Annotated in this window: 22 protein-coding genes; 7 read left to right on the top strand and 15 right to left on the bottom strand. The window is 62.3% G+C overall.

The window, feature by feature from the left end; translation table 11 throughout:
* Window positions 1-202: 202 nt before the first annotated feature.
* Window positions 203-745: a helix-turn-helix domain-containing protein gene (locus HX801_RS05020; RefSeq protein ID WP_003209127.1), complete on the bottom strand. Its 543-nt coding sequence runs from the start codon at window positions 743-745 to the stop codon at window positions 203-205.
* 104 nt (window positions 746-849) lie between these two features.
* Here HX801_RS05020 and HX801_RS05015 point away from each other — a divergent pair, with 104 nt between their 5' ends.
* The 5 genes from HX801_RS05015 to HX801_RS04995 all read left to right on the top strand — a co-directional run bounded on the left by HX801_RS05015 (window position 850) and on the right by HX801_RS04995 (window position 6945).
* Complete coding sequence (locus HX801_RS05015) at window positions 850-1632, top strand: aldolase (RefSeq protein WP_177021701.1); 783 nt, start codon at window positions 850-852, stop codon at window positions 1630-1632.
* 27 nt (window positions 1633-1659) lie between these two features.
* Window positions 1660-2547 carry a dihydrodipicolinate synthase family protein gene (locus tag HX801_RS05010; protein WP_102368275.1) on the top strand — a complete coding sequence of 296 codons (888 nt, stop codon included), beginning with the start codon at window positions 1660-1662 and terminating at the stop codon, window positions 2545-2547.
* Window positions 2548-2753: 206 nt separating this feature from the next.
* On the top strand, window positions 2754-3293 hold the full coding sequence (locus HX801_RS05005) for an RNA polymerase sigma factor (protein WP_087692632.1): 540 nt from the start codon (window positions 2754-2756) through the stop codon (window positions 3291-3293).
* Window positions 3290-4258, top strand: coding sequence for a FecR domain-containing protein (locus HX801_RS05000; protein WP_087692633.1), 969 nt, complete (start codon window positions 3290-3292; stop codon window positions 4256-4258). Before HX801_RS05005 ends, HX801_RS05000 begins: the two co-directional genes overlap by 4 nt.
* A gap of 128 nt (window positions 4259-4386) precedes the next feature.
* Entirely contained in the window at window positions 4387-6945 is a 2559-nt protein-coding gene (locus HX801_RS04995) for a TonB-dependent receptor (protein ID WP_177021700.1), read from the top strand.
* 141 nt (window positions 6946-7086) lie between these two features.
* On the opposite strand, the gene HX801_RS04990 is transcribed toward HX801_RS04995, so the two are convergent.
* Window positions 7087-7404, bottom strand: coding sequence for a ribbon-helix-helix domain-containing protein (locus HX801_RS04990; protein WP_003209138.1), 318 nt, complete (start codon window positions 7402-7404; stop codon window positions 7087-7089).
* Between the two features lie 16 nt (window positions 7405-7420).
* Window positions 7421-8002 (bottom strand): DJ-1/PfpI family protein, encoded by a 582-nt coding sequence (locus HX801_RS04985; protein WP_008430897.1) that lies wholly within the window; start codon window positions 8000-8002, stop codon window positions 7421-7423.
* Window positions 8003-8326: 324 nt separating this feature from the next.
* Between HX801_RS04985 and HX801_RS04980 the strand changes: the two genes are divergently transcribed.
* Window positions 8327-9226: a DMT family transporter gene (locus tag HX801_RS04980; protein WP_177021699.1), complete on the top strand. Its 900-nt coding sequence runs from the start codon at window positions 8327-8329 to the stop codon at window positions 9224-9226.
* A gap of 109 nt (window positions 9227-9335) precedes the next feature.
* On the opposite strand, the gene HX801_RS04975 is transcribed toward HX801_RS04980, so the two are convergent.
* The 4 genes from HX801_RS04975 to HX801_RS04960 are packed head-to-tail and all read right to left on the bottom strand — an operon-like array spanning window position 9336 to window position 12577.
* Window positions 9336-10553 (bottom strand): SAM-dependent methyltransferase, encoded by a 1218-nt coding sequence (locus HX801_RS04975; RefSeq protein ID WP_177021698.1) that lies wholly within the window; start codon window positions 10551-10553, stop codon window positions 9336-9338.
* 41 nt (window positions 10554-10594) lie between these two features.
* Window positions 10595-11212 (bottom strand): TPM domain-containing protein, encoded by a 618-nt coding sequence (locus HX801_RS04970; protein WP_003209147.1) that lies wholly within the window; start codon window positions 11210-11212, stop codon window positions 10595-10597.
* A gap of 28 nt (window positions 11213-11240) precedes the next feature.
* On the bottom strand, window positions 11241-11969 hold the full coding sequence (locus HX801_RS04965; protein ID WP_003209148.1) for a YgcG family protein: 729 nt from the start codon (window positions 11967-11969) through the stop codon (window positions 11241-11243).
* Entirely contained in the window at window positions 11969-12577 is a 609-nt protein-coding gene (locus HX801_RS04960; RefSeq protein ID WP_003209150.1) for a LemA family protein, read from the bottom strand. Before HX801_RS04960 ends, HX801_RS04965 begins: the two co-directional genes overlap by 1 nt.
* Window positions 12578-12791: 214 nt before the next feature.
* On the opposite strand from HX801_RS04960, the gene bglX reads away from it, so the two are divergent.
* The gene (gene bglX / locus HX801_RS04955; protein WP_008430891.1) at window positions 12792-15083 is read left to right on the top strand and encodes a beta-glucosidase BglX; all 2292 of its coding nucleotides are present in this window, start codon (window positions 12792-12794) and stop codon (window positions 15081-15083) included.
* A 127-nt stretch (window positions 15084-15210) separates the two neighbouring features.
* Here the strand turns inward: bglX and HX801_RS04950 are convergent, their stop codons facing one another.
* From HX801_RS04950 to HX801_RS04915, 8 genes are all read right to left on the bottom strand, one after another.
* Window positions 15211-16368 carry a phosphatidylserine/phosphatidylglycerophosphate/cardiolipin synthase family protein gene (locus HX801_RS04950; RefSeq protein ID WP_008430889.1) on the bottom strand — a complete coding sequence of 386 codons (1158 nt, stop codon included), beginning with the start codon at window positions 16366-16368 and terminating at the stop codon, window positions 15211-15213.
* Between the two features lies 1 nt (window position 16369).
* Window positions 16370-16951, bottom strand: coding sequence for a YceI family protein (locus tag HX801_RS04945; RefSeq protein WP_134325861.1), 582 nt, complete (start codon window positions 16949-16951; stop codon window positions 16370-16372).
* A gap of 160 nt (window positions 16952-17111) precedes the next feature.
* On the bottom strand, window positions 17112-17882 hold the full coding sequence (locus tag HX801_RS04940) for a helix-turn-helix domain-containing protein (protein WP_177021127.1): 771 nt from the start codon (window positions 17880-17882) through the stop codon (window positions 17112-17114).
* Window positions 17883-17946: 64 nt separating this feature from the next.
* The gene (locus HX801_RS04935) at window positions 17947-19389 is read right to left on the bottom strand and encodes an amidase (RefSeq protein WP_177021697.1); all 1443 of its coding nucleotides are present in this window, start codon (window positions 19387-19389) and stop codon (window positions 17947-17949) included.
* On the bottom strand, window positions 19386-20696 hold the full coding sequence (locus HX801_RS04930) for a citrate-proton symporter (RefSeq protein ID WP_087692639.1): 1311 nt from the start codon (window positions 20694-20696) through the stop codon (window positions 19386-19388). Before HX801_RS04930 ends, HX801_RS04935 begins: the two co-directional genes overlap by 4 nt.
* Before the next feature lie 56 nt (window positions 20697-20752).
* Window positions 20753-21928 (bottom strand): M20 aminoacylase family protein, encoded by a 1176-nt coding sequence (locus HX801_RS04925; RefSeq protein ID WP_177021696.1) that lies wholly within the window; start codon window positions 21926-21928, stop codon window positions 20753-20755.
* A 129-nt stretch (window positions 21929-22057) separates the two neighbouring features.
* A complete protein-coding gene (locus HX801_RS04920; protein ID WP_177021695.1) occupies window positions 22058-22372 on the bottom strand; it encodes an amidase in 315 nt (104 codons plus the stop codon).
* Window positions 22369-23448 (bottom strand): serine hydrolase, encoded by a 1080-nt coding sequence (locus tag HX801_RS04915; RefSeq protein WP_177021694.1) that lies wholly within the window; start codon window positions 23446-23448, stop codon window positions 22369-22371. Before HX801_RS04915 ends, HX801_RS04920 begins: the two co-directional genes overlap by 4 nt.
* Window positions 23449-23562: the final 114 nt, after the last annotated feature.

The following is a 23562-nucleotide window of genomic DNA, read 5'->3' as shown; positions in this document are numbered from 1 at the left end:
GGCCAGGGATGGCCCATGACGGCGGCCCACGGTCCAAAGCCGGAGTGAGGGCACACCGAGCCTAGGCGAGGTGCCGAGTGGTGGGGCAAGAGCGTTTTGCTTACTTTTGCGCTTTTCAAAAGTGAGCCGCTGTAAGAGCGGAACCCTAGGCGGCCGTTACCCAAATAACGGATATGCCCCCACCCCACCCCCACCCCCACCATCACCCTTCAGCACTATGCACCACCACCAAAAGCTGAGCCTGAACCTCCCCCACCGACCGAATCCGATGCGGCTTCTGCGCATTGAAATGCAACGCATCCCCCCGATTCAACACCACCCGCTCACTCATGAAATCCACCTCAACCTGACCTTCATGCACAAACAAAAACTCCTCCCCCAAATGTTCCTTGAAGGTCTTGTCGGTGAACTCCGCCGGCGGGTAAATGATGAACGGCAACAAACTACGCTCACTGACCTGATGCGCCAGCACCGCGTAACCCGGTGATGCATCGGTGCCCGACAACGCCTGCCGTTCGTGGCTGCGCACCAGGCTGTAGCTGTCGAGGCTGACATTGTCCTCGCTGAACAATTCTTCGACCTTCACATTCAACGCCTTGGCCAGTTTCAGCGCCGCCGCAATCGACGGCGTATTCAACCCGCGCTCGACTTTCGACAGGTAACTCTTGGTCATCCCGGATTTTTCCGCGAGCGACTCCAACGTCACACCAAGTTTTTTTCTCAATATTTTCAAACGGATAGACATGCGCAGCGGTTAATCCATTAAAGAGGCGATGATGAATGCTTGCTAATGACACTTTGTGTCATATAGTCTCTTTAGTGTCATTTGCGACGAACAAGGACACTGATATGGCCAAGACATTAGCACTCCCGAAAGACCAACTGGTCAAGCAGGCGCTGACCCAGATGCAAAACACCCTGGCGGATAATACGTGGACCGACCGGCAAAAGCTGGCGTTGACCTGCCGGATCCTGTTCGAAAACGGCCACGACTCCGGCCTCGCCGGGCAGATCACCGCACGCGGCCCGACGCCTGGCACCTACTACACCCAACAACTGGGCCTGGGTTTTGATGAGATCACCGCCAGCAACCTGTTGCTGGTCAACGAAGACCTGGAGGTGCTGAAAGGCCATGGCATGCCCAACCCGGCCAACCGTTTTCACAGCTGGGTGTACCGCGGTCGCCCGGACGTGAACTGCATCATCCACACTCACCCGACCCACATCGCTGCGTTGTCGATGCTGGAAGTGCCGTTGCAGGTGTCCCACATGGACCTCTGCCCGTTGTACGAAGATTGCGCATTCCTCGAAGCCTGGCCCGGGGTGCCGGTGGGCAACGAAGAAGGTGAAATCATCACCGCTGCCCTGGGGGATAAACGCGCGATTCTGCTTTCCCACCACGGCCAATTGTCCACTGGGGCGAGCATCGAGGAAGCCTGTGTGATCGCACAGTTGATCGAACGCGCGGCCAAGTTGCAGCTGCTGGCGATGGCCGCCGGCACGATCAAGCCGATCCTGCCGGAACTGGGCCGCGAAGCCCATGACTGGATTTCCAAGCCCAAGCGCCACGGCGCCGCGTTCAACTACTACGCTCGGCAGAACCTGCGCCAACACGCCGATTGCCTGAACTGAAACCCTTTTTCGACCGGAGACTTTTGCATGTCCAGCCCTTCTATTCACGGCATAATCGGCTACACCATCACCCCGTTCAGCGCGGACGGCCAGCGCATTGACCTCGACGCCCTGGGCCTTTCGATCGACCGCCTGATCGACAGCGGCGTGCACGCTGTCGCACCGTTGGGCAGCACCGGCGAAGGCGCCTATCTCAGTGATGCAGAGTGGGATGAAGTCGCCGCCTACAGCATCCAGAAGGTGGGCAAGCGTGTGCCGACCATCGTCAGCGTCTCCGACCTGACCACCGCCAAGGCCGTGCGTCGTGCGCAGTTTGCCGAGGCCCACGGCGCGGACGTGGTGATGGTATTGCCGGCCTCGTACTGGAAACTCAGCGAGGCGGAAATCCTCGCCCACTATGCGGCCATTGGCGACAGCATCGGCGTGCCGATCATGCTCTACAACAACCCGGCCACCAGTGGCACCGACATGTCGGTGGACTTGATCCTGCGCATCGTCAACAGCGTCGACAACGTGACCATGGTCAAGGAAAGCACCGGGGATATTCAGCGCATGCACCAATTGCACCGGCGCAGCGAGGGCCAGGTGCCGTTCTACAACGGCTGCAATCCGCTGGCGCTGGAGGCGTTTGCGGCGGGTGCGAAAGGTTGGTGCACGGCGGCGCCGAATCTGATTCCTCAGCTCAACCTGGATTTGTATGAAGCCGTTTTGGCCAATGACCTGGAGAAAGCGCGGGAGCTGTTTTATCGCCAGTTGCCGTTGCTGGATTTCATCCTCAAAGGTGGCTTGCCGGCGACGATCAAGGCCGGTTTGCGGCTGACGGGCCTGGAGTCGGGGGATCCACGGCTGCCGGTGTTTCCGCTGGCTGAGGCAGGCCGTGTTCAGTTGCAAGAGCTACTGACCCTGTTGCGCTGAAACGCAATCCAAATGTGGCAGCGGGCTTGCTCGCGAAGGCGGTGGGTCAGTCAATTAATAGGTCGACTGACTCACCGCCTTCGCGAGCAAGCCCGCTCCCACATTTAGTCCGCATCCAACCTTGGATTTTCAATAGAGACAAATGACAATAATTCTCGATATCATTCACGACTTTTCCACGTCGTGCTTCGTCAAGAAGGATATCCATGTCTCGTCCCAAGCCCGACCCGCTGTCGGCCGATGCCTTTCGCGGGTTTTATGCAGATATCCTGCATTTCCTGCGTAAACGCACGGACAACGCCAGCGACGCGGCAGACATGACCCAGGATGTCTTCACCCAATGGCTGGACTACCGCGACCGGGCCCAGGTCGAGCAGCCACGGGCGTTTCTGTTCCAGATGGCGCGCAATCTGCTGCGCGATCACTGGCGCAAACAGAAGGTGCGGCACACCGTCCACCAGCAACAGGCCGAACTGGATGCCGAACCTGTCAGCGACTCGCGAGACGATCCCATGGCCGCCGCGCAACGCCTGCAACGCCTGGAACAGTTGAAAGAAGTGCTCTCTGAACTCTCGCCGAGAAGACGAGAAGCCCTTATGCTGCACCGCTTCGAAGGCCTGAGCCAGGCGCAGATCGCCGAGCGCATGGGCGTTTCGGTCAGCATGGTGGAAAAGCACATCGCTTTTGCCTTGCTGCATTGCAAGCAGCGACTTCAACAAGAACAGGGCAAGGAGCAGCCAGAATGACCCGCCTGAGCGACATCGACACCTGTGACATCGAGGCCAGCGACTCCATCGATGCCCAGGCCGCCAGCTGGTTTGCGCGCAACCGCAATGACGCCGGTCGCGCCGACCGCAAGGCGTTTGCCGCCTGGCAGTCCGAGCCGGCCAATGCCCGCGCCTACGCCGAATTCGAACAGCTGTGGGCCGACCTGGCGCAGTTGCAGCAACTGAACAAACCGACACCGCTGCCCGCGCGCAAGACACCCGCCTGGCGCCCGGCCCTGGCGGTGGCTGCCGCATTGGTGTGTGCCGTGCTGACGAGCAACATCGGCGCCCCGCGCGAGCTGTTCCACGCCCAGGTCGCGGCCCATGCCAAAGGAATGCGCACCATGCATTTGCCTGACGGCAGCACCTTGTACGTCAACGCCAATACGCGCCTGCGGGTGGACTTCAACAGTCACCAGCGCATCGTGCATCTGGATCAGGGCCAGTTGTATATCGAGGTGGCGCCCGACAAGGAACGACCGCTGTTCGTGCAGGCCGGTGAAGCCAATGTGCGGGTGGTCGGCACCGGCTTCGATGTGCGGCGCAGCAAGCAGCAACTGGTGGTCAGCGTGGCCCATGGGCAAGTGGCGTTCGATCCGGATGCCAGGCTGCCGGCCACCCTGCTCGGCGCCGATCAGCGCGCTACGTTCAGTTATGCCAAAGGCACGCTGCAGCAGCAAACCCTCACTGCCGGCGAGGTCGCCGATTGGCGCGGCGGCCACGTGTCGTTTCGTAATCGCGAGCTGGCCAGCCTGATGGACGAGTTGAGCCTGTACCGGCCCCAAGCGCCGTTGCTGGTGGACAGCGCGGTGGCGCAGTTGAAGGTCTCGGGCAATCTGGACGTGAATGATCCGGACGCCCTGCTCAACGCCCTGCCGGCACTGTTGCCGGTGAAAACCGTGGCCCTGGCCGACGGCAATATCAGGATCGAACCGCGCAAATAGCCCCGCGGAATTCTTATTTGAGAATATTTTGCATTCGCATGTGAGGATTATTTTTCCTGCCGCGTCTTCCTCGGGTCTGCGTTTGATACGCACACCTTTCTGGCCATTTGGCTACTCCGGGGGATTTCATGTTTCGCGCGCCTTGCCACGTTCAGCACCTGTTTCTTCGACCCACCGCCATTGCCGCCTGCCTGGCCTTCAGCCTGAGTGCCCAGGCCGAGTCGTTCAAGCTGCAACTGCCGGCCCAGTCCCTGGCCACGTCCCTGAGCCAGGTGGCGCAGCAGGCGAAAATCCAGCTGCTGTTCGATGAAGCGCTGCTGAAAAATATCCAGGCGCCAGCCCTCAATGGCGACTTCACACCGGAAGTGGCGATTCGCACCCTGCTCAAGGACGGCGAGTTCGTATTGCTCAAGGTCGGCAGCACTTACGTGGTACGCCCCGAAGAGGGCAAGACCACCAACAGCAGCGCGATCCAGCTCGACGCCCTGAGCGTGATCGGCACCGGCAGCGAGGTCGACTCCACCACCGTCGGCCGTTCCACCCTGACCCAGGCGGACATCGACCGCTACCAGTCCAACAACATCCCCAGCCTGCTGCAAACCTTGCCCGGCATCAGCCAGGGCGGCTCGCTGAAGCCCGGTGGCCAGACCATCAACATCCGTGGTTTCGGCGACGCCGAAGACGTGCCGCTGACCGTCGATGGCGCCACCAAAAGCGGTTTTGAGCGCTACCAGCAGGGCACTGTGTTTATCGAGCCCGAGCTGATCAAGAGCATCGAAGTGGAGAAAGGCCCCAACTCGCCCTTCAGCGGCAACGGCGGCTTTGGCGGTACGGTCAACATGACCACCAAGGATGCCCCGGACCTGCTCAAGGACGGGCGCAACAGCGGTGCCATGCTCAAATACGGCTACTCCAGCAACGACCATGAGCAGGTCTACAGCAGTGCCGTTTACGGGCGTACCGATGACGGCCGCTTCGATGCGCTGGCCTACCTGACCCAGCGCGACGGCGGCGACATGAAACTGGCTGCCACCCTGCCCAACGACAACAACCAGTACCCGATCAACCCCAAGCGCCTGCCCAACAGCGCCCAGAATGTGGACGGCAAACTGTTCAAGTTCAATGCTCACTTCACCGATGAGCAAAGCCTGGGTCTGTCGTATTCGCGCTCCAACAGCCAGCGCTGGACGCCCTTCTCTGCCGCCAGCTACCCGACGCCGCCGACCCAGGCCAACATCGACCGCTATGGCTACGAAGCCGCGCTGAAACGCTTCCTGGCCAACCGCAATACCGTCGACACCACCTGGTCCGGCAAGTACGAATACCAGCCGATGAATAACCCGCTGGTGGACTTGACCATCAAGTACTCCGAATCCAATACCGACCAGACCGACGAGCGCGACGCCACGGCGTTTTTCCAGTTGGCCACCGGCGGGCGCAAGATGGACACCTCCTATAACGACAAGAACCTCGACGTACGCAACGTCAGCCTGTTTTCCACCGGTGCGTTGCAGCACGCGGTGACCACCGGTGTGCAAATCCGCAAGCACACCCGGGAAACCGAAATGTGGATGCCCGGCGCCACCTACAACACCCCGAAATACAACTACGGGCACTTCCAGCCGGGCTTCATGCCCCATGGCAAGGTCGACACCAACAGCTTCTTTATCCAGGACGCGGTGACGCTGGGCGATGTGACCATTACCCCGTCGATGCGCTATGACCATGTGCGCAACCGCGGCGAGGCCAACGACGCGCCGTACTACAGCAACCCGGACCCGGCCATCGGCCATGACTACAGCGACCGCACTTACACCGGCTGGTCGCCACGCCTGGCGGCGTACTGGACCATCACCCCGAACGTGGCGATGTTTGCCAACTGGAGCCGCACCTGGCGTGCACCAGTGATCGACGAGCAGTATGAAGTCCAGGGCCTGGGCAGCCGCACCGCCACCAGCCTGGACCTGGATCCGGAGCGCATCACCTCCATCACCCTGGGCAACGTCACCAGCTTCGCCGACGTGTTCGCCCACGGCGACAACCTGCAACTGCGTACCACGCTGTTCCACAACAAGGTCGAGGACGAAATCTTCAAGGCCACAGGCGTGGGCTGCCAGAACCAGGCGGTCAACGGCGGGACGATTTCCAGCGCCTGCCCGCCGGGCACGATGTCCAACTACCGCAACATCGGCGGCATGACCATCAAGGGTTTCGAGGCCGAGAGTTTCTATGACTCCACCTACGTGTTCGGCTCGGTATCGTTCGCCTACACCACCGGCAAACATGAAGGCGCCTACACCAACCCGTGGGGGCCGGACGTCTGGGCGCGGGACATTCCGCCAACCAAATGGGTGGTGGTGCTCGGCACCAAGATCCCGAGCCTGGATATGCGGGTAGGCTGGCAAGGGCAGTTCATCGGCGCCACCAGCCGCCTGCCGAGCGACAAGTATTCCGGCGGCCCGGGCACCAGCATCGGCGACCTGTTCTACGACCAGTACGGCAACAAGCGCTACAACACGCAAGGCCTGTTCGCCAGTTGGAAGCCGCAACAGGCTTACCTCAAGGGTACCGAGGTGAACTTCACCGTGGACAACCTGTTCAACAACAACTTCCGACCGGCCCTGAGCGGCGACCGCGCCTACACCAAGGGCCGGGATGCGAAGATCAGTGTGACGCGGTTCTTCTGACCCTTCACCCGCATTCGGCTTGGAAAACCGATCAGTGTGGGAGCTGGCTTGCCTGCGATGCGGGCAACTCGGTCAGCCAGTTAAACCGAGGCGATGTCATCGCGGGCAAGCCCGGCTCCCACATTGAACGAGTTGCCACATTCAGATCTTCTGCGCGCCATTTCTTGTATTAACCAGGCTGAGCTCTGGGGCGTGAACCCGCTGCTTGCTCAAATACCGCGTGCAACTCACCCGCAAGAACGAAGCAAAATTCACCACTTCGCCGCGGTAATCCATCACTTCTTCATACAGCTTGGCGATCAGTTGATTGGTGGTCATGCCATCCACCTCGGCGATCTCGCTGAGGATGTCCCAGAACTGGTTTTCCAGGCGCACGGTGGTCACCACGCCGCAGATGCGCAGGGAGCGCGAGCGGGATTCGTACAGAATCGGGTCGGCCTTGACGTACAGTTCGCACATGGCGATGACCTCCGCTTTACAGGGTGATTTTGGTGCCCAGCAGGCCGAGGAAACCCGCGAGCCAGCTTGGGTGCGCCGGCCACGCCGGGGCTGTTACCAGATTGCCTTGAACGTGGCTGTCGGTCACGGGGATATCGATGAACGTACCGCCCGCCAGTCGTACCTCCGGCCCGCACGCCGGGTAGGCGCTGCACTCGCGGCCTTCCAGGATCCCGGCAGCCGCCAGCAGTTGAGCGCCATGGCACACGGCAGCGATGGGTTTGCCAGCCTGATCGAAATCCTTGACCAGTTGCAGGACCTTTTCGTTCAGCCGCAGGTACTCAGGGGCACGGCCACCCGGCACCAGCAGCGCGTCGTAGTCGGCGGCGTTCACCTTGGCAAAATCCGCATTCAGGGCAAACAGGTGCCCGGGCTTTTCGCTGTAGGTCTGGTCGCCTTCGAAGTCGTGGATCGCCGTGCGCACGGTCTGGCCGGCAGCCTTGTCCGGGCACACGGCGTGCACGGTATGCCCCACCATCAGCAGCGCCTGGAACGGCACCATCACTTCATAGTCTTCGACGTAATCGCCGACCAGCATCAGGATTTTTTTCGCGGCCATGGGACATTCCTCCGGTTGAACGGTTGGGCAGACAGGAGTAGCCAAGATAGACCCGCAGGCTTGATCCGGGTAATGGCCCGCTACTACATCAGCACCCCGGCTTGTGTGGGAGCCGGGCTTGCCCGCGATGCAGACACCTCGGCCTGACAGGTAAACTGCGTTGATCCCATCGCAGCCTCGCCAAGGCTCGACAGCTCCCACATGAACCGAGTCGCCCGTTCAAAACTGTACGGCTCAATCTGCACCCAGCTGTAAGCGCGCGTTTGCGGGGCTTTGTGGCTAGATGAACGTCCACTTCCGGCCCATTCGATTCTGGTTCCTTCCATGAGCTCCCGCGAAAATACCGGCATGGCCCTCGGCCTGCTGGGCGTCGTCATCTTCAGCCTCACCCTGCCCTTCACCCGTATCGTGGTGCAGGAAATCCACCCGTTGCTCAATGGCCTGGGCCGGGCGTTGTTTGCGGCGGTGCCGGCAGCGGCGTTGTTGCTGTGGCACCGTGAGCGCTGGCCCACCTGGCGCCAGGTGCGCGGGCTGACGCTGGTGATTGCCGGGGTGATCCTGGGTTTCCCGGTGTTGTCGGCCTGGGCCATGCAAACCTTGCCCGCATCCCATGGCGCGCTGGTCAACGGGTTGCAGCCGCTGTGCGTGGCGCTGTATGCGGCGTGGCTGTCCCATGAACGGCCGTCGAAGGCCTTCTGGGCCTGCGCGGCGCTGGGCAGTGCGCTGGTGCTGAGTTATGCGTTGATCACCGGAGCCGGCAGCATCCAGGCGGGCGACCTGTTGATGCTCGGGGCGATTGCCGTGGGTGGCCTGGGTTATGCGGAAGGCGGCCGGTTGGCCAAGGAGATGGGCGGCTGGCAGGTAATCTGCTGGGCGCTGGTGCTGTCGACACCGGTATTGATCGGGCCGGTGGCCTACCTGGCGCTGCAACACGAAGGGCCGATTTCCATGCGCACCTGGTGGGCGTTTGGTTATGTCTCGTTGTTTTCGCAGTTCCTGGGGTTCTTTGCGTGGTACGCCGGGCTCGCCATGGGTGGCATCGCCCGGGTCAGCCAGATTCAGCTGTTGCAGATCTTTTTCACCATCGCGTTTTCGGCGCTGTTTTTTGGTGAACACATCGAGCCGATTACCTGGCTGTTTGCCTGCGGGGTGATTGTGACGGTGATGTTGGGGCGCAAGACCAGCGTGAAGCCTGCGCCAGCTCCCAAGGCTAGCGCGATCTAATGTGGGAGCGGGCTTGCTCGCGAATGCGGTGGATCAGTTGATACATCAGGTGACTGACACACCGCTTTCGCGAGCAAGCCCGCTCCCACATTTTTGATTTGCGTCGTACTCAGGCGAGGTAACCGTCCGCCCGCAATAGGGTTTCCAGGCAATGTTCGGTGATGTTGTAGAACGCCTTGAGCTCCTGGATTTTCTCCAGGAGTTGAGCGTTGTCCACCGGCTCGGCACGCTTCACCGCCAGGATCATCTTGTTCTTGTTGGTGTGCTCCAACGAGATGAACTCAAACACTTTCGTCTCATAGCCGCACGCTTCAAGGAACAACGCGCGCAAACTGTCGGTGACCATTTCCGCCTGCTGGCCCAGGTGCAGGCCGTATTGCAGCATCGGCTTGAGCAGCGCCGGGCTCTGGATCTGCAGGCGAATCTGCTTGTGGCAGCACGGCGAGCACATGATGATCGACGCACCGGAGCGGATGCCGGTGTGAATCGCGTAGTCGGTGGCGATGTCGCAGGCATGCAGGGCGATCATCACGTCCAGTTCGCTGGGCGCGACGCTGCGCACATCCCCGCACTTGAACACCAGCCCCGGGTGGTCCAGGCGGGCGGCGGCGTTGTTGCACAGGGTCACCATGTCTTCGCGCAGTTCCACGCCGGTGACTTCGCCGTCGGCGTTGAGGGTGTTGCGCAGGTAGTCGTGGATGGCAAACGTCAGGTAGCCCTTGCCCGAGCCAAAGTCCGCGACCCGCACCGGCTGGTCCAGCTTCAGCGGCGAGGTGGTCAGCGCATGGCTGAACACTTCGATGAACTTGTTGATCTGCTTCCACTTGCGCGACATCGCCGGGATCAGCTCGTGTTTGGCGTTGGTCACGCCAAGATCGGCGAGGAAGGGCCGGGTCAGGTCCAGGAAGCGATTCTTCTCGCGGTTGTGCTCGGCAGACGGCGCTTCGCGCAGTTGCTGCGGCTTGCTTTTGAACAGTGAGCTTTTGTTCTTCTTGCTGTATTCCAGCTGGGCTTCGTCGGTCACCGACAGCAGGTGCGCATTCTTGAACGCCGCCGGCAACAATTCGGCAATTGCCGCCACGCCGTCGGCCAGGGAGAAATTCTTGGTGATGTCGCGGGTCTTGTAGCGATAGACGAAGGACAGGCAAGGCTGATCCTTGACCGTCAGCTGCTTGATGATCAGCTTCTGAAGATCAGGCTCGGTGCCGACATACTTGGCCAGCACCAGCTTGATAAAGGCGTTTTGCTCAAGGCTCGCGCTCAGCAGTTCAAGGAACTGCGCGTGATGATCCGGCGCGGGGCTGGCAGGTTTAGCGGTGGCAGACATGAACAAAAACGCCTCGGGCAGGGAATGCCGGGAATTTTACACTACTCCAACACCACCAACCGATTCGGCAGCTCATTGCGTGCGTGGGTCACCGGTACGTGCTCCCTGAGCAATTCCCCGCAAGCCTCAATACACGCCACAAACCCGGCCAACGTCTGGCCTTGCTTCACCTGGCGGGTGAAGTCCTTGACGATCGCATCCCAACTGCTGTCATCCAGGCGACTGGATATCCCCTTGTCCACCAGGATTTCCACATACCGCTCGGCCTCACTGACAAAAATCAGCACCCCGGTGCTGCCCAGCGTGTGGTGCAGGTGCTGCTCGAGAAACTGCCGCCGTGCCAGGTTGGACGCGCGCCAATGGCGCACCGAGCGCGGGATCAGTCGCGTGGTGACCCTGGGCAAACGGAACACCAGGCACAGCACGACGAACGTGCCCCACTGCGCCAGCAGCAAGGTGTACATGGTCAACCAGCCCGACAGGTAGTGGATGATCCCCGGCACCACCAGCGCCAGCAGGCTGGCCCACAACAGCGGGATGTAGGCGTAGTCGTCGGCGCGGGCCGCGAGCACGGTCACCAGTTCGGCGTCGGTCTGTTGCTCGACCCGGGCGATCGCCTCGGCGACCTGGCGTTGCTCGTGTTGACTCAGTAATGCCATGGTTGTTGATGCTCTCTAGTTATTGTCATTACCAGCCGCCCGAGGCGCCACCGCCGCCAAAACCACCGCCGCCGCCCCTGAAGCCACCACCGCCACCGCCTCCCCCGCCGCCACGACCGCTGCTGCTGAGAATCGCCAGCAGGATAGCGCCAACGGGCAGGCCCATGCGATTGCACAGCCACAACACTGCCAGCAACAGGATGAACAGGCCAATGGAAATGCCCGGGTTTTGCTTGGCGAAGTTGGCCTCGGACACATGCGCCGGTACGGCCAGCGGATCGCCGCCCACCACCTGCAGCATCGCCGCCACGCCGTCGCTGATGCCCTTGCTGTAGTTGCCCGCCTTGAACGCCGGGGCGATCACCTGGTTGATGATCACCCAGGATTGCGCATCCGTGAGTACGCCTTCCAGGCCATAACCCACTTCGATGCGAATCTTGTGCTCATCCCGGGCGACGATCAGCAGGGCGCCGTTGTCCTTGCCCTTCTGGCCGATGCCCCACGCGCGGCCCAGTTGATAACCGAAGTCTTCAATGGGCACGCCTTGCAGGTCGGGCACGGTGACCACCACGATCTGGTCGCCGCTGGTCTGCTCCAGCGCCTGCAACTGCTGGGTCAGCTGCGCACGCACGGCCGGGTCGATCATCTGGGCGTTGTCCACCACCCGTCCGGTCAGGGCCGGGAAATTCAGGGCGGCCTGGGCGGTCAGGCTGAAGGCCAGCAGCACCGCCGCCATCAGCCAAGCGCGCTTGCCCATCAGAATTTCACTTGCGGCGCTTTATCGGCATCGGCACTGGTGGCCTCGAAGTTGGCGCGGACCGGCAAGTCGCTGTACATCACGCTGTGCCACAGGCGGCCAGGGAAGGTGCGGATCTCGGTGTTGTAGGCCTGCACTGCCTGGATAAAGTCGCGGCGGGCCACGGCGATGCGATTTTCGGTGCCTTCAAGCTGCGATTGCAGGGCCAGGAAGTTCTGGTTGGCCTTCAGGTCCGGGTAGCGCTCGGACACCACCATCAAACGGCTGAGTGCACCGCTCAAACCGTCCTGGGCTTGCTGGAACTGCTTGAGTTTCTCGGGATTGTCGAGGGTGCTGGCGTCCACCTGGATCGAGGTGGCCTTGGCCCGCGCTTCGATCACGGCCGTCAGGGTGTCCTGTTCATGGGCGGCGTAGCCCTTGACCACTTCCACCAGGTTGGGGATCAGGTCGGCGCGCCGCTGGTACTGGTTCTGCACCTGGGCCCAGGCCGCCTTGGCCTGTTCGTCCAGGGTCGGGATCTTGTTGATGCCGCAACCGCTCAGCACGGTGCTCACCAGTATCAATGCCACGGCCTTCCAGCCCCAACGGTAACCTTGTGCTGCTTGCATGGTGTTTCTCCTGCCAAACCTATGAAATTTACCGACTGACGCGTTAGCCACGGGCTTAGGGCATAATCCGCCACCACCCACTGGATTGCATCGTGCCAATCAGCTAAAAGATGCCCAGCGCCAATAAGAGTTCAGAAGTGTGCGGTATTTATCTGAACAACACCCGAACAACAATAGACGCTCTCCGGTCCCAAGGCTGCGAGAAAGGATTTTCATGAAGAAGCTGTGTTTGCTGGGCCTTGTTGTCAGTTTGGCCACTCATTCCGTATTAGCCGAAACAAAGCCCGCAGTGCTCAAGGACAAGGACGCCTTCGTCAGTGACCTGCTCAAGCAGATGACCCTTGATGAGAAGATCGGCCAATTGCGCCTGATCAGCATCGGCCCCGAAATGCCCCGCGAACTGATCCGCAAGGAAATCGCCGCCGGTCGCATCGGCGGCACCTTCAATTCGATAACCCGCCCGGAAAACCGTCCGATGCAGGACGCAGCCATGCGCAGCCGGTTGAAGATCCCGATGTTCTTCGCCTATGACGTGATCCACGGCCACCGCACGATATTCCCCATCAGCCTGGCCCTGGCTTCCAGCTGGGACATGGACGCCATCGGCCACTCCGGGCGCATCGCCGCCCAGGAAGCTGCCGCCGACAGCCTCGACATCACCTTCGCGCCGATGGTCGACATCTCCCGCGACCCGCGCTGGGGCCGTACCTCCGAAGGCTTTGGCGAAGACACCTACCTGACCTCGCGCATTGCCGAAGTGATGGTCAAGGCCTTCCAGGGCAGCAGCCCGGCCAAGGCCGACAGCATCATGGCCAGCGTCAAGCACTTCGCCCTGTATGGCGCGGTGGAAGGCGGTCGCGACTACAACGTGGTCGACATGAGCCCGGTCAAGATGTACCAGGACTACCTGCCGCCCTACCACGCCGCCATCAAGGCTGGCGCCGGTGGCGTGATGGTTGCGCTGAACTCGATCAACGGCGTACCCGCCACCGCCAACACCTGGCTGATGAACGACCTGCTGCGCAAGGACTGGGGCTTCAAGGGCCTGGCCGTGAGCGACCACGGTGCGATCTTCGAGCTGATCAAGCACGGCGTGGCCAAGGACGGGCGTGAAGCCGCCAAGCTGGCGATCAAGGCCGGGATCGACATGAGCATGAACGACTCGCTCTACGGTAAGGAATTGCCAGGCCTGCTGAAGTCCGGCGAGATCGAACAGAGCGACATCGACAACGCCGTGCGCGAAGTGCTCGGCGCCAAGTACGACATGGGCCTGTTCGCCGACCCGTACCTGCGCATCGGCAAGGCCGAGGATGACCCGGCCGACACCTACGCCGAAAGCCGCCTGCATCGCGCCGACGCACGTGACGTGGCGCGCCGCAGCCAGGTGCTGCTGAAAAACCGGAACAACACCCTGCCGCTGAAAAAGGACGCGACCATCGCCCTGGTCGGCCCGCTGGCCAAGGCGCCGATCGACATGATGGGCAGCTGGGCCGCTGCCGGTAAACCCGCGCAATCGGTGACCCTGCTGGACGGCATGAACGCCGTGATCGGCGACAAGGGCAAGGTGATCTATGCCCGTGGCGCCAATATCACCAACGACAAGAAAGTCGTCGACTACCTCAACTTCCTGAACTTCGATGCCCCGGAAGTTGTGGATGACCCGCGCTCGTCCCAGGACATGATCGACGAAGCCGTCAAGGCCGCCAAAGGCGCCGATGTGGTCGTGGCCGCCGTAGGCGAGTCCCGTGGCATGTCCCACGAATCGTCGAGCCGCACCGACCTGAACATCCCGCAGAGCCAGCGCGACCTGATCAAGGCCTTGAAAGCCACCGGCAAACCGCTGGTGCTGGTGTTGATGAACGGCCGTCCGCTGTCGATTGTCGAGGAGAACGAACAGGCTGACGCAATCCTGGAAACCTGGTTCGCCGGCACCGAAGGCGGCAACGCTATCGCTGACGTGCTGTTCGGTGACTACAACCCGTCGGGCAAGCTGCCGATCACCTTCCCGCGTTCGGTGGGGCAGATTCCGACCTACTACAACCACCTGAGCATTGGCCGGCCGTTCACTCCGGGCAAGCCGGGCAACTACACCTCGCAGTACTTCGATGACACCACCGGGCCGCTGTTTCCGTTCGGTTACGGCTTGAGCTACACCAGTTTCAGCCTGTCGGACATGGCGCTGTCGTCCACCACCCTGAACAAGACCGGCAAGCTCGACGCCACCGTGGTGGTGAAAAACACCGGCAAGGTCGATGGCGAAACCGTGGTGCAGCTGTATATCCAGGACGTGGCCGGCTCGATGATCCGCCCGGTGAAGGAATTGAAGAACTTCCAGAAGATCATGCTCAAGGCGGGCGAAGAGCGCGCGGTGCACTTCACCATCACCGAGGAAGACTTGAAGTTCTACAACACCCAGCTGAAGTTTGCGGCTGAGCCGGGCGAGTTCAATGTGCAGATCGGGTTGGATTCGCAGGATGTGAAGCAGCAGAGCTTCGAACTGCTCTAAAGTCTTGCCCGGTCAAAATGTGGGAGCGGGCTTGCTCGCGAATGCGGTGTGTCAGTCAATGGAAGTTTGACTGACACACCGCATTCGCGAGCAAGCCCGCTCCCACATTTGATTGGGGTGTTCTGGCTTATCCGCGGCGGTCCAGCAGGTTGACCACCAACCGATCAATCCACCCCCACACCCGCTGCTTCACCCGCCGCCACAATGGCCGCGACTGCCATGCCTCAAGGCTCACCGCCTGGCTCAGGGCAAAATCCCGCTCGAAACTCCCCACCACTGCCAACGTCAATTCCGGGTCCAACGCTTCCAGGTTCGCTTCCAGGTTGAAGCGCAGATTCCAGTGATCGAAGTTGCACGAGCCAATGCTCACCCAATCGTCCACCAGCACCATTTTCAAGTGCAGGAAGCACGGCTGGTATTCAAAGATCTGCACCCCGGATTTGAGCAAACGCGGGTAGTAACGGTGCCCGGCATACCGCACCGACGGGTGATCGGTACGTGGCCCGGTCAACAGCAAACGCACATCCACCCCGCGCCCCGCCGCCCGGCGCAGGGCACGCCGTACGCTCCAGGTCGGCAGGAAATACGGCGTGGCCAGCCAGATACGCTGGTGGCCGCTGTTCAGCGCGCGGATCAGTGACTGCAAGATATCCCGATGCTGGCGGGCGTCGGCATAGGCCACACGCCCCAGCCCCGGTCCTGTCGCTGGCACCTTGGGCAACCGTGGCAGGCCAAAATGCGTGGCCGGTTTCCAGGCTCTACGATCGTCGTTCGCCAGCCACTGACGGTCGAACAACGCCTGCCAATCCAGCACCAGCGGGCCACGAATCTGCACCATCACTTCGTGCCAATCGGCGGTGTCTTCCCCGGGCGTCCAGAATTCATCCGTCACGCCGGTGCCGCCGACCACGGCGATGGTCTGGTCGATCAACAACAGCTTGCGGTGGTCCCGATAGAGGTTGCGCATCCAGCGGCGCCAGCTCAGGCGGTTGTAGAATCGCAGGTCCACCCCGGCGTCGATCAACCGCCGACGCAGGCCCAGGGTAAACGCCAGGCTGCCGTAGTCATCGAACAGGCAACGTACGCGCACGCCACGTTCGGCGGCCGCCACCAGGGCCTGAACCATCGCCTCGGCACACGCGCCCGCCTCCACCAGATACAGCTCCAGCGCCACCTGTTGCTCAGCCTGGGCGATACCTTCCAGCATGCGCGGGAAGAAACTCGGGCCGTCGACCATCAGCTCGAAACGGTTGGCGCTGCGCCACGGGAACACTGCGCCGCTCATGTCAGCGCGCCGTGAAAATCAGTACCGCACCCACCGGCACCGACAGGCTGATCTGCGACAGCCCGGCGGCCTTGCGCAATGCGGCTACCCCCGGCAGCAAGTCGAAATCCTCGGCGTGCACCACCAATGGCTCCAGGGTGACCACCTGGAAGCGTCGGTCATCCAGGCGGGTCGCCAGCAATTCGGTGCTGTAGGTCTGGGTCTTGCCGTGCAGGGTCACCGACAGCGGCAGGCGCAGCTCGTATTGCGCGCCGGGGGCCAGGTCGTTGATCGGTTGCAGGTTGATCTGCGCATTGATCACCGCGTCCGGGAAGGTCTTGATCTCGAACAGCTCATTGCGCATGCGCTCGTCGCGCAGCGGGATGCCGCTGTTGATCGACTCCAGTTCGACTTCCAGCTGCGCCGCGCCTTTGCTGTCGACCTTGCCATGCAGCACCAGGAAGCGCTGCACTTCAGCGATGTCGGTGTTCTTGGTGGTGACGAACGACAGGCGCGAGGACTCGTTGTCCAGGTACCAGTCGGCGTGGGCAGGCACGGCGGCAGCGGCCAGCAGCAGGAAGGCCATGGGTTTGAACAGGGACATAAAGACTCTTGGGGCAAAAAACCTGGGCGAACAGTAACAAAGACCTCCTGTAGGAGCGAGCTTGCTCGCGAAGGTTGCCAACGATGACGCGGGCATTCTGAATGAACGCGGTGCCTGTGAGTTCTTCGCGAGCAAGCTCGCTCCTACGGGGGAACGGTGGTCAGGCCAACGCCTCCTGCACATCGCGAATCGTCGATTCCAGGCTGGCCAGGTGCAGGCTCAGCACCCGTTCCACCGGTGCCTGATCCATCGGCCAATGCAGCGCCATGCTGCCCACCAACCGGCCATTGGCCCGCACCGGCAAGGCCACCGCGCGAATCAGGAACGGCAGGCGCACCGGGTATTCCCAGTAGCCTTCGGTGCGTTGGCCAAACCCCTGGTGCTGGGATTGTTCACACGCCCGGTATTGATCGTCTTCCGCCACATGCTCACGGCCTGCCAGGCGCTGCACTTCATCCGCCGACAGTTGCGCCAGGCACGCCTTGCCCATGGCCGAATGAAACAGGCTGGCGTGCTGGCCGACGATCTGGCAATTGTTCGGGTAGAGCTTGCGCAGCACCGTGGGGATCGCGCTTTCCATCACTTCCAGGCGTTCGCCGTCGAAGCTCGACAGGTCCACCACCAGGCCGGTGCGCTCGCTGAGGTCCAGCAGCCACGGCGCGGCGCTTTCCACCAGTTGGCGCTTGAAGCGTTGCTGGGTGTCGCCGAACAACCGTCTGGCCCGCAGGCGGTAACGCCGGTCGCTGAGGCCACGATAGATCCAGCCCTGTTCCTGCAAGGTCAGCAGCATCCGCGAGACCGTGGCCTTGGGCAGGTGAGTCAGGTAATGCAACTCTTCCAGCCCCAGCGCCTGATGCTCGCCGAGCAATTCGATGATCGCCAGTGCCCGCCCTACTGAGCGTACGGTTCCCGTCTCGGCGTCGCTGCCCATGTGTCGATCTCCTTGATGCCGATGGATGATCTGATTTCACAGCAAGATACAGGCCCGTCGCGGCTCAACCGGTCGCCGAGAGGCAAGCGGGCGGCCGCCGCTGCACCCAGTGGGTCAGTTGTTCGTGGGCGTACGCCAGTTGCAACACCGCCCTGTCCGCCTGGGCCGGGCCGATGATCTGCAGGCCCATGGGCAAGCCCTGGGGGTTGAAACCCACCGGCACGTTCATGCTCGGCAGGCCGGCCAGTGTGGGGCCGATCACCACTTCCATCCAGCGGTGGTAGGTGTCCATCTCGCGCCCTGCGACGAGGCGTGGCCAGGCTTGTTGTGCATCGAAAGGGAACACTTGGGCGGTGGGCAGCAACAGGAAATCGTAACGTTCGAACAGTTTGCCGAGGGCGCGGTACCAGTCGCTGCGGTTGATCGAAGCCTGGTAAATGTCCGCCGCACTCAGTTGCAATCCGCCCTGCACTTCCCATTGCGCCTCCGGCTTGAGCAGTGCACGTTTTTGCGGGTCGGTGTACGCCGCGCCGAGGGAGCCCTGGATCAGCCAATGGCGGTGCACCAGCCAGGTCTGCCACAGGCGTTCCAGAGAAAATTCCGGTTGGCAGTGCTCGACCTCGCAACCCAGCGCAGCGAAGTCCTTGAGGGCCGATTCGCACAGGCTCATCACGCCGTCTTCCATCGGCAGGTAACCGTTGTAATCCCCGAGCCAGCCCAAGCGTGCACCCTTGAAGTCGCGCTGCAATGGCTCACCCAACACCGCCGGATCCTCCTTGAGCGACAGCGGCACCCGAGGGTCGTAGCCGGCCTGCACACTCAGCAGCCGCGCCACATCCGCCACGCTGCGACCCATCGGGCCTTCCGTGGCCAGTTGCTGGACGAACAGCTCCGGCGCCGGCCCGTGAGGCACCCGACCCTGGGACGGACGCAGGCCAAATACGTTATTGAACGCCCCCGGGTTTCGCAGCGAGCCCATCATGTCGCTGCCATCCGCTACCGGCAGCATGCGCAATGCCAGCGCCACCGCCGCGCCGCCGCTGCTGCCACCGGCCACCAGGCGCGGGTCATAGGCGTTGCCGGTGGTACCGAACACGCTGTTGTAGGTCTGCGAGCCCAGGCCAAATTCCGGCACGTTGGTCTTGCCGATGATGATCGCGCCGCTGGCCCGTACCCGCGCCACGCTGATCGCATCTTCTTGAGGAACATGCTCGGCGAACAGCGGCGAACCGAGGGTGGTGCGCAGGCCCTGGGTCGCCGCCAGGTCCTTGATGGCCTGGGGCATGCCGTGCATCCAGCCACGGGATTGGCCTTGGTCCAACTCGCGATCACGCTGCGCCGCTTCGGCCAGCACGTCCTCATGGGAGCGCAGCGAGACCAGCGCATTCACCGTCGGGTTGAAGCGTTCGACCTGGGCCAGATACGCCTGCATCACTTCATGGCAGGACACCTGCCGCGCATGGATCGCCCGAGACAGTTCGATGGCATCCAGTTCAACAATACTCAAGGTTTCACCTCGCTGGAAAACGGCGCCGGTCGTTTCGCCCGTGGCGCCTCATGCATGCAGTAAGTGCCCAGCAGCGTCAGGACGCAAGCGAACAGCACATAAAATGCCGGGGCTACCGGCGTGCCCAGCACCTTGCTGAGCCAGGTGACGATCAACGGCGCAAAGCCCCCGAATACCATCACCGCCACGTTGTAAGCCACCGACACCCCGGTGGAGCGTACTTCGATGGGAAACTGCTCGGCCAGGGCCGTCGGCGCCGGGCCGAAAAAGCCGCCGATGGCAGTGCACAACATCACCTGCATCACCAGCAAACGCTCGATGGACGGTGCCGCCGCGACCCACACATACAGCGGGTACACCATCACAAAAAACGCCAGGGTGAACGCCATCAATACCGGGCGCCGACCGAACCGATCCGACAGCAGGCCGGACAGCGGAATCACCACGGTCATCAGCGCCACCGCGAACATCTGCACCATCAACACCTGGTCCAGCGGCAGGCCGAGGTTCTTGTGGGCGAAGGTCGGCATGTTCACCAGCACCACGTAGAACGACACCGTTGCACCACAGGCCAGGCCCATCGAAACCAAGATGCTGCGGCGGTGGTCGCGGATGACGTCCATCAAGCTCGGCGCCGCACCCTTGGCCTGTTTGCGTGCCTCGATAAATTCCTCGGGGTCTTCCATGTGCCGGCGGATCCACAAGCCCACCGGGCCGATCAGCAAGCCGAAGATGAACGGCAGGCGCCAGCCCCAGACTTCAAGGGTTTGCGGCTCGAAGAAGTGCGTGACCAACGCCACCATCGCCGCGCCGCCGAACACCGCCAGGCACTGTCCCACCAACTGCCAGGAACCGTACAGGCCCTTGCGATGGGCCGGCGCGCTCTCCACCAGGAACGCCGTGGCACTGGCGTATTCACCGCCGGTGGCAAAGCCCTGGAGCATGCGCGCAACCACGATCAGCATCGGCGCGCCCATGCCGATGGCAGCATAGCTGGGGGCGAAAGCGATCAGGGCGATGGAGATGGTCATCAACCGGATGATCAGTTGCATCGCAGCCTTGCGGCCTTTGCGGTCCGAATACATGCCCAGCAGAATCCCGCCCACCGGGCGCATGAAGAAGCCGACGCCAAAGGTGGCCAGGGCCATCAGCAGCGAGGCGTATTCATCCTCCGAGGGGAAAAACTGCCGGGCGATAATGCTGGCGAGAAAGCCGTAGACGATGAAGTCATACCATTCCAGCGCATTGCCGATCACCGCCGCCACCACTTGGCGGGTGCGGGATACACCTTGTTTTGAAGCCTGCATGGGAACACTCCATTCAACCAGTCGGAAAAGGGTCCAGCGGCAGAAAAAAGAGGTCGTCAGGCGGGCTTGAGCCAGCTCTCGGCCAGCGCGCCCCAGTAGGCGGCGCCGGTCAACAGGATGTCGTCGTTGAAGTCATAGGCGGGGTTGTGGACCATCGGCCGCGACACGCCGTTGCCGATAAACAGGTAGCTGCCGGGGCAGCGTTGCAGCATCCAGGCGAAGTCTTCGCTGCCCATCAGCTTGGTGGTGTTGCCGTCGACGGCACCTTCACCCAGCAGGGCGACGCCGACCTGGCGGGCGAATTCGGTTTCTTCGGGAGGGTTGACCAGCACCGGATAGGCCGGGCGATGTTCGATCTGCGCGGTGCAGCCGAAGCTCGCGGCCTGGGTCAGGATGATCGCCTTGACCCGCTCCAGCATCAGTTCACGCACGTTTGCATCCAGGGCACGCAGGCTCAAACGCAACAGTGCTTGCTGGGGAATCACGTTGGCCGCCTGGCCCGCTTGCAGGGCACCGACGGTCACCACGGCGGCTTCCTGGGCATTGATATTGCGCGCCACCACGGTCTGCAATGCCATGACCATACTGGCGGCGGCCACCAGCGGGTCGACCGTCAGGTGCGGCATGGAGCCATGGCCACCGACGCCTTCGAGGGTCACGGTGAGCAGGTCCTGGGAGGCCATCATCGGTCCAACGCGCAGGCCCAGATGGCCGGCGGGCAAGCCCGGCATGTTGTGCATGCCGAACAATGCGTCGCAGGGAAACCGCTCCAGCAAGCCGTCGGCGAGCATCGCTTCGGCGCCGCCCTGGCCTTCTTCGGCGGGCTGGAAAATCAGGTTCAGGGTGCCGTCGAATTGACGGGTCGCGGCCAGGTAACGCGCGGCGCCCAGCAGCATGGTGGTGTGGCCGTCATGACCGCAGGCATGCATGCAGCCGGCGTGTTGGCTGCTGTAGCTGGCGCCGGTGTTTTCGATGATCGGCAACGCGTCCATGTCGGCGCGGATACCGAGCTTGCGCGAGCTGCTGCCATTGCGCAGCACACCCACCACGCCGGTCTGGCCGATGCCGGTGTGGACTTCGTAGCCCCAGTTACGCAGCGATTGCGCCACGAGGGCGGAGGTGCGGTTTTCTTCAAAGCCCAGTTCGGGGTGGGCGTGAATGTCCTGACGCACGGCGTGCAGGTCGCTGGCGACATCGCTCAGCCAATCCAGGATGTGCTGGTGTGGGCTCATGGTGATTCTCCTCGCAGGCGGGTGTTCCCGTTCTTTTTCGTTGCACAACGCCAGATAACCGCGATGTGCGCAGGAGGACAATCAAAGGTGGTTCCACCCTGTGGAACCTCAGCCCCACCTGTGGCTGCATTAGGGCAAGAGGCGGCAGCCCTCGCGCTGGCCCAGCCATTGGGCACTGTGGGCGCGGCCCAGGCCACTGGCGGTCACGAGGTGTTTTTCAGGGTTGTCGGTGAAGGCGCTGGTGGGCACGTATTGCTTCACATAACCCTGGCAATAATCAGCGGGATTGCCCTCCACATATCGGCAGGAACAGTACTCCTTGGCGGTGTAGGCCGCGATGATGTCGGGGAAGGCTTGCAGATTGACCCGCTCGTGCCAGACCCAGCCGAGCAACACGAGTAACAGCAGGATCAACAGGCTGACGAAGGGATGACGGCGGATCATGGTTGCACCGCTGCAAGGACGCGTTTGAGGAGTTCGTTGTGGCGATAGCTGCCGTCGCGGTCGTCGCCATAGCGCACGATGACCAGCTGTTTTTCGGGCATCACGTAGAGCGCCTGCCCCCAGTGGCCGAGGGCGGCGAAGGTGTCGGCGGGCGCGTCCGGCCAGGGTCTGGCGGCGCCCTGCACTTCGCGGTTGAGCCACCATTGGCCGCCCGGAACGGCTTCGTCCTGGCCCGCCTTGTACTTGTCGAACGGTTGGCGATTGAACGCGACCCACTCCTTGGGCAGCAACTGTTGCTCGCCCCAACGGCCGTCGCGCTGCATCAGCAGGCCGACACGGGCCAGGTCGCGGGCGGTGAGGTAAGCATATGAGGACGCGACGAAGGTTTCCTCGGCATCGCTTTCCCAGGTGGCGTTGTGGATGCCCAGTGGCTGGAACAGGGCGGTCCATGGGTAGTCGACGTAGGCCTTGTGGCCGAGCATGCCCTTGAGGGTGGCGGACAGGATATTGCTGTCGCCACTGGAATAGCGGAATGCCTGGCCGGGGGCGCTGGAGGTCGCGGTGTCGGCGGCGAACTCGGCCATGTCGTGGTGGCCGCGGGTGTAGAGCATGGCGACCACCGAAGATTTCAGCGGGGCGTATTCGTAGTCTTCCTGCCAGTCGAGGCCAGAGGCCCAGTGCAGCAGGTCGGCCATGGTCACGCCGGGGTGTTGTTTCATCGGCGGGTAAAAGCGCGCGGCGGGGTCGGTGAGTTTGAAGCGGTTTTCGCCGAAGGCCACGCCGAGCACGGTGGCCATCAGGCTTTTGCTGATGGACCAGGTCAGGTGCGGGGTGCTGGCGGTGGTGGGGGCGGCGTAGCGTTCGTAGATGATCTGGCCGTCGCGGATGACCAGCAAGGCGTCGGTGCGGACGCCTTTGCGGGTGGTGTCGTCGCGGGGTGGGAAGGCGTAGTCATCCAAGGCCTTGGCTGCCGGGCCGGTCAGGGGCTGGCCTTGGGACCATTCCTTCTCCGGCCAGGTTTCGGCGTGGGCTGTCAGGGTGAACAGCAGCGCGGCGTATAGGAGGCCTTTGAACATGGATTGGGACTCGGGGGCATTCAAGCCCGCGAGCCTAGCCCAGGGGGATGACGGTTTTGTTACGGACCCTGGGGTGAGTACATATCCGTTACTTGGGTGATGGCTGATATGGGT

It is taken from the genome of Pseudomonas sp. G1002 (genome assembly GCF_013385455.1).
In the GTDB taxonomy this organism is placed as follows: domain Bacteria; phylum Pseudomonadota; class Gammaproteobacteria; order Pseudomonadales; family Pseudomonadaceae; genus Aquipseudomonas.
The sequence above is the reverse complement of the archived record's forward strand: the minus strand, read 5'-3'. Positions and strand labels throughout refer to the sequence as shown.